8 protein-coding genes are annotated in these 6,548 nt (G+C 31.8%); 5 read left to right on the top strand and 3 right to left on the bottom strand.

All coding sequences use genetic code 11. The features are described 5' to 3' along the window. Positions 1 to 77: 77 nt before the first annotated feature. Both HMPREF2580_RS01320 and HMPREF2580_RS01315 read right to left on the bottom strand, forming a co-directional pair. Positions 78 to 1,136 (bottom strand): PTS sugar transporter subunit IIC, encoded by a 1,059-nt coding sequence (locus HMPREF2580_RS01320; protein WP_070830131.1) that lies wholly within the window; start codon positions 1,134 to 1,136, stop codon positions 78 to 80. A gap of 457 nt (positions 1,137 to 1,593) precedes the next feature. Further along, a complete protein-coding gene (locus HMPREF2580_RS01315) occupies positions 1,594 to 2,991 on the bottom strand; it encodes an amino acid permease (protein ID WP_070830130.1) in 1,398 nt (465 codons plus the stop codon). Between the two features lie 250 nt (positions 2,992 to 3,241). On the opposite strand from HMPREF2580_RS01315, the gene HMPREF2580_RS01310 reads away from it, so the two are divergent. The 5 genes from HMPREF2580_RS01310 (at position 3,242) to HMPREF2580_RS12420 (ending at position 6,051) form a co-directional block, all read left to right on the top strand. Next, complete coding sequence (locus tag HMPREF2580_RS01310; protein ID WP_002444386.1) at positions 3,242 to 3,808, top strand: TetR family transcriptional regulator; 567 nt, start codon at positions 3,242 to 3,244, stop codon at positions 3,806 to 3,808. 220 nt (positions 3,809 to 4,028) lie between these two features. Beyond that, complete coding sequence (locus HMPREF2580_RS01305) at positions 4,029 to 4,262, top strand: DUF896 domain-containing protein (protein WP_070830129.1); 234 nt, start codon at positions 4,029 to 4,031, stop codon at positions 4,260 to 4,262. 499 nt (positions 4,263 to 4,761) lie between these two features. Next, positions 4,762 to 5,187 carry an NUDIX domain-containing protein gene (locus HMPREF2580_RS01300; RefSeq protein WP_070830128.1) on the top strand — a complete coding sequence of 142 codons (426 nt, stop codon included), beginning with the start codon at positions 4,762 to 4,764 and terminating at the stop codon, positions 5,185 to 5,187. Beyond that, entirely contained in the window at positions 5,180 to 5,746 is a 567-nt protein-coding gene (locus HMPREF2580_RS01295; RefSeq protein ID WP_256326280.1) for a DMT family transporter, read from the top strand. Before HMPREF2580_RS01300 ends, HMPREF2580_RS01295 begins: the two co-directional genes overlap by 8 nt. A gap of 14 nt (positions 5,747 to 5,760) precedes the next feature. Then, a complete protein-coding gene (locus HMPREF2580_RS12420) occupies positions 5,761 to 6,051 on the top strand; it encodes an EamA family transporter (protein WP_256326279.1) in 291 nt (96 codons plus the stop codon). Between the two features lie 89 nt (positions 6,052 to 6,140). Here the strand turns inward: HMPREF2580_RS12420 and HMPREF2580_RS01290 are convergent, their stop codons facing one another. Then, on the bottom strand, positions 6,141 to 6,518 hold the full coding sequence (locus HMPREF2580_RS01290) for a VOC family protein (protein ID WP_070830127.1): 378 nt from the start codon (positions 6,516 to 6,518) through the stop codon (positions 6,141 to 6,143). Positions 6,519 to 6,548 lie beyond the last annotated feature (30 nt).

The following is a 6,548-nucleotide window of genomic DNA, read 5'->3' as shown; positions in this document are numbered from 1 at the left end:
GCAAGGGAGCTAAGCAATACGAAGTATTGATATAACAACTAATCTATAAGTTAGTCTACAGTTCAGGATGCTCATTTTCATCCCATAAATTTAAATATGTCATTTGAATATAAGCGAATGACTTTTCTTAGTAATAAATCTAAAATCCATGCAACTAAAAATGGTACAACAAAGAAGGCAACGACAATAAGTAATACACTTAGCCATGGTGAATCAACGTGCATAAATTTGAATGCATTAATTGGCCCTACCATTCCTATAAATCCAAAACCTGCCGATTCCTTTGTTCCTCCAATACCAATCACTCCTGAGGCAATACCTGATAAAGCTGCTGTAATAAAAATAGGTACCATAATAACAGGGTATTTCACCATATTTGGCATCATCATTTTCACTCCACCAAAGAAAATAGAAAGTGGAATACCTAAGCGATTGACTTGGCTTGTTCCAATTAGAAGAACCGCTTCTGTTGCAGCAATACCGATTGACGCAGAACCCGCTGCAATTCCCGATAAACCAATAGCCATTGCAATAGCTACCGTTGATAATGGTGATATGATAATAAAACTGAAGACCGTCGAAATAAGCATACTCATTAGTACCGGTTGCAATTCAGTAAAGCTGTTCAGCATATTTCCTATCCCGGTTGTAATCAATCTTACATATGGTAACGTAAATACACCTATAGTGGCAGACAATCCACCAATAATTGTTGGAAAAACAATCAGTGCCATACTACCTACACGTTCTTCTACAAGTAAAATCAATAACACTGCGATTGCTGCTGTAATCATCGTATTAATAAGGTCCCCTATACCTGCGATGACCCATGCACCGTTTTTAAATTGAGCTGCGCCACTTCCAACATACGACGCACTCGCAACGACGGCGATAGCTAAAGGTGTTAGATTAAATTTCATTGCGATAAGCGCACCAATAAGCGCTGGTACAGTAAATTGGATGGCTTGTACGACTCCTAATAAAGTTTTAAAAATAGGATGATATTGCATAAAATACTTGAAAATTTCTCCCAAAATGGCGTTTGGAACGAGTACCGCGACAATCCCAATCGCTACCCCTGATAAAACTCTAAAAATAAAATCCTTTGGTCCGTCAATATTTCTAATCGCTGACATGACTTAAACCTCCCAATATGCTAAGTAATCAATATGTATATAAAACAGAAGTCTTGATAGGCAATGTATGAGTCAATTAAATGATTCTTTGATGCAATAAACTTAGAGGGATATCTAATAAAATTCATACACGCTTCTCAAGACTATGAACAATAGTATATCATATTTTTCTGAAAATTTAGATAATTATTTTTGGATAAATTTTACAAATTTAGAAAATACTATCTAGAAAGCGAATTATTTAATAATCTGGGTAACTTGTAATACAATCTAGTCCGTGAAAATCTAAAATTCATCATTAATGACAATAGAAAAATTGGTCCTATTTAGTATAGAGCCGAAAATTCAAGATAGAATAATCTAAACATATAGAAATCCCTAGTAGAGAATTCGGTCAGCCCAAAAACGCTACTAGGGATTTTGTTTTATATTGTCTTAATTTATTTATCAATTAATATTATGCTTCTTCTACGTCTTCTTCAGTTTCTGTAGGAATCTCTGTTTTACGAGATTCTTTTTTATATTTTTGATACATTAGGAATAATACGCCAATCCATACAGGTATAGAAAGGACTGCTAAACGCGTACTACTATTAATAAGTAAAATCACAAAAATGAAAGCAAAGAATACTAAAATACCATAAGCCATGTATTTACCGCCTGGCATTCTATAATTACTTTCCTTATGCAACTCTGGATTATGCTTCAAGAATCCAAGATATGCAATCATAATTACTGCCCATATTAAGATATTTAATACAGTTGAAAATGTAGTGATTTGAACGAATACTTTCGTTGCGTCTTTAAAAATTGCATTTAAAATAACTGAGATACTTAATAATCCACAAGTCACAAGAATTGCGTAGTATGGAACGCCATTTTTATTTGTCTTGTGTAAGAACGCTGGTCCCTGCTTTCTTCCTGCTAATCCAAACATTGTACGACTATTTGCAAAAATCCCACTGTTACATGATGATGCAGCTGCAGTTAATACAACAAAGTTAATAATTCCTGCAGCAAATGGAATACCAATAAGTCCAAATAATTTTACATATGGACTGTCATCAGGATTTAATTTATCCCATGGTACGACTGACATAATCACAACTAACGAACCAATGTAGAAAATTAATATTCTGAAAGGTACATTATTAATTGCTTGAGGAATCGTCGTATGTGGATCCTTTGTCTCACCTGCTGTAATACCTATTAACTCAATTCCAATAAACGAGAAGATTGCCATTTGGAATGACATGAAAAATCCAGAAGCACCATTCGGGAAGAAGCCACCTTCCTTCCAAATGTTAGTTACTGTTGCTGGACCATATTGTGTCTTCATCGCAAACACAATCATAACGATACCAATAATGATTAACGCAAAAATCGTGATGACTTTAATAATTGATAGCCAGAATTCTAACTCTCCAAATAACTTTGCACTAAATAGGTTTAAAGCAACTAAAATTAATATTGTAGCCGCAGCTGTAATCCAGTTCGGCATTTCTGGATACCAAAAGTCAACATATTTTGCTACAGCAGTCACTTCTGCCATACCAGAAATAATCCAAGTTAACCAATATGTCCAACCGACCATGAATCCTGCCATAGAACCTATATGGTGATGCGCAATATCCCCAAAAGATTTAAATCCTAAATTAGATAAAAGCAATTCTCCCATTGCTCTCATAAACATAAATAATATAAAACCAACTATAATATATGTCAGTAATATAGAAGGTCCTGCTAAATGAATTGATGCACCTGCACCTAGGAATAACCCAGTCCCAATAGCGCCTCCAATTGCAATCAATTGAATATGCCTATTACTTAATTCTCTTTGCAGCTTATCTGCCATAACTTCATTCTTCTCCATTTCGTGGAGTATATTTATGTCTGAATGTTAATGTATAATTAGATACCCCTTTTTATCTAATAAACAATTCTTCTCAAAATCAAATCATTTATTCTTGTAATTTTTATAATACCCTAAATAATTAAAAACAATCAAATACTTATGTATTCATCGAATCTCCTTCGTTGACATCTGCCTATTTAGAGAAGATAATTTAATTAAGTTAAACAACATGTGTTAGGTAGGTGAAAACATGGACGCTACTAAAATTGATCCTCGTATTATCAGAACTAAAAAATTACTTGTTAATGCCTTTCAAAAAGTATCAAGAGAAAAGAAATTATCTCAAGTAAGTGTTAAAGATATCACCGATGAAGCGACAGTGAATAGAGCGACATTCTATGCGCATTTTACAGATAAATATGATATTCTCGATTACACACTATCTGTAACTATTCTTAAGGATTTAAACGATACTTTAAATATTTCAGAAGTAATTAATGAGGAAATTCTTTCTAATATATTTATTTCTATTGCCTATTATATGGTTGAAGTTCAAGATTCTTGCGAAATGAACAGTGAAGAATTCTGTAATCAAGCGCATAAACGTATCAATAATGAACTGGAGGATATTTTCACTATTATGCTTGAAAATAGTTTCCCTAGTCATGAACGAGAGATACTGGTAAATAGCGCAAGTTTCTTAGCAGCAGGTGTTTGTGGATTGGCTAAGCATTGGTTAGAAACAAGCAAACTCACGCCAGAAACATTTATTAAGAAAAATCTTCCTTTCCTCATTCAACATATTACACAACTTTAAATTTTATTTGCTTACAACCACTACTCACACATTGTGAGTGGTTTTTTATTTTTTAATACATTTAAACAACACATATGATTATATGTTGCTTAAGCAACTTTTAATATGAGCATGTTGGTTGTAAAAGAACATCCATGAGCGTATATTGAATTTAAACAACATGTGTTGTATAGATGATAACTGTTGTTTGAACCCTGGAAAATAAGGAGGATATTCATTTATGAAATTATTAGATAGAATTAATCAATTAGCAAATAAAGAAAAAGTTGAAAGTTTAAGTATTGAAGAAAAACAAGAACAACATCAATTAAGACAAGAATATTTGAAAATGATTCGTGGACAAGTACTTACAACATTTTCAACAATGAAAGTTTTAGACCCACTTGGTCAAGATGTTACACCAGACAAAGTTTACGAATTACGTGAAGAATATGGCAATATTCAAGAAAAATAAATTGTCATCAACAAGACTTAGGCTGTTCTTAAAGTTTTGACTTTGAGAATAGCCTCTTTTTCTGTACATTTCTCCTTTTATACAGTTTATAGAAATTCTCAAATGCACATTTACTCATTTTTGTTGTTGCGCTTTTCTGTGGGAAAGGCTCGTGCCTGTAGTCACTCGACACTTTCTTATCCACTAGGAGTCTTGCAATAACACTCGTAGTTCATCTTTAGAATTTCTCACGTAAGTGTATAGCACTTTCATTTACTAATAATCAGCATAGAATTATTCATAACTATACTTCGTTATTTCTCTTAGACTTTCTTAATATATTGCTAGAATTTTTATACAAATATTTTTTGTATAAAGCCAAATGTCACAAATATATAATAGACAAGTTTCATTCTCAACGAATGAAGATTATGTTAAATTTATTATTATATAAATATTTAATAATATATGTGTTGGCTAGCATAAGTTATGGATTACTTTTTAAAGGAGGTTCAAGAAAATGAATATTGATCGAATCAATCTTCAATTTAATAAGACAGTACCGGACTATGATTCTGTGTTAATTGTCTTAACCTATCAAGGCCAATTCGTTTTTGTTAAAAATAAAAAAAGAGCATGGGAATTAACAGGAGGTAAGGTTGATCATAATGAAACGATGAATGAGACAGCTATCAGAGAAGCTTATGAGGAATCTGGCGCTGTCATCAATGAAAGTGATATAGACTATTTAGGTTACTATATACTACCAAATGGTCATACTACTACAATTGTGAAAGCCGAAGTAAACTATTTTAAAGATATTCCTAAAGGATCAGAAACTACTGAAAGAATACTTACGAAAGAACCATTAGATAAAGATTTATTATCTTTTCAAGATGGATTATATGAAGAAATATTTAAATATTTAGAGGCGCGTCATGAATAATGCTAAAAAAGGTTATTTATTTAATATCATTTCCGTAGCTATCATGTCTTTAACGCCCATATTAAATAAAGTTTCACTCAATGATTTGTCGCCCATTCAAGCGAGTTTTTTAAATGCTTTGTTTTCAACTTTAATATTATTAATAACTGTATTACTTGCTAAAAGTAAAATTAAAATACATCACAATAAGTTTATATGGTTATTAGGTATTACTAATACAATAGGCATTTTACTTCAATATGTAAGTTTAAGTGTGTTAGATCCAGTTAGCGTAGGATTATTAGGAAGATTTTATATTATATTTGCGTTATTTCTTTCAGTACTCTTTCTAAATGAAAAGTTATCCAAACATGATGCACTTCCTATTGCGTTTGCTATCATAGGTTCATTTTTAATCACTCATTTTTCAGGTGATTTTAACAGTATATTAGGTGTGATTGCTGCTTTATCTTATACATTCTTTTTTGCGTTAACGAATATGTTAGCTAAAAAGACCGTCAAAGACATAGATTCCAAACCACCCTGCTATACAATCAGGCGACTTCTACTTTATTGCTAGGTATCATATTAATTGTGACTAATCATTTACATACCATACATATAGGTATAGGTTTATTCTCTATTTTACTTTCTGCTTTGTGTAGTGGTGTAATAGGACTCTTATTATTTTATGAAGGACTAAAATATATTTCGTTTCGTGAAGCGAATATTATAAGAACCCTCAATCCTATATTTGTGTTTATTTTTTCTTTTCCATTTTTCCCCTTACCATTGACGCCTAAATTCATAACCGGCGCAATTTTAATCATCATTTCTATCATTTATATGAATCTATATAAAGATAAAAAAACGTCTTCACGATAACTTTTTTTATTAAAAATGCACCCCAATATTAAATTTCATTCTAATATTGGGGCGCATATTAATTGATATACTTTATAAAATTAATTTAACTAACAAACTAGAAAGTTAAATTTATGTCCGTCTGGATCAGCGAACATTGCTCCATAATAACCCTGCTTTACTCCTGGTGAATCGATAATCGTTCCCCCTGCAGACTCTACTTTCTCTACTAATTCGTCCACTTCTTTATTTTCTTTCACCCCTAATGAAATCATTACTTCATTAGGATGCGCGTCAACTTCTTGATGTGATACAGATTCGAAATGATTATTTTCTATTAATATCACAATGGTTTGACCAATCGAAATACCTACCATCTTATCTAACATGTCAGGATTTTTATTAATTTCAAATCCTAATGTTTTAAAAAATTGCTCACTACGGTCTAAATCTTTAACATTTAAATTAAACCACATTGAATGCATCATATCTTCACCTCTTAAATTTGATGATTAACA

It is taken from the genome of Staphylococcus sp. HMSC036D05, from assembly GCF_001836225.1.
Lineage (GTDB): Bacteria > Bacillota > Bacilli > Staphylococcales > Staphylococcaceae > Staphylococcus > Staphylococcus caprae.
This window is presented reverse-complemented; position numbering and strand designations above follow the sequence as displayed.